Source organism: Achromobacter sp. SIMBA_011 (assembly GCF_046535435.1).
Taxonomy (GTDB): domain Bacteria; phylum Pseudomonadota; class Gammaproteobacteria; order Burkholderiales; family Burkholderiaceae_B; genus Achromobacter; species Achromobacter dolens.
Map to the genome: position 1 here is coordinate 1 of NZ_JAWRWN010001262.1, position 234 is coordinate 234.

General features: G+C 58.5%; 1 pseudogene. It reads left to right on the plus strand.

Going from position 1 to position 234, the window contains the following annotated elements:
* Positions 1-46 precede the first annotated feature (46 nt).
* Positions 47-234: pseudogene (locus tag SB816_RS35110) on the plus strand (ABC transporter permease); the annotation flags it as partial.

The following is a 234-nucleotide window of genomic DNA, read 5'->3' on the forward strand; positions in this document are numbered from 1 at the left end:
GCTTATCCTCGGCAACGGCCCGACAGGGCTATTGAATTACGTCCTGATGAATCTCGGGATCATAGAGAGCCCGCTGACGCTGCTGTTTTCGGATGCCGCCGTCATCATCGGCTCTCTCCACATCTTCTTCCCGATGATGGTGCTGCCGCTGTCTTCCGCTCTTGGCAAGATCGATCCCAATCTTCAGCAGGCCGCCCGCACACTCGGAGCGCCCGCTTGGAAGGTGTTCCTTCG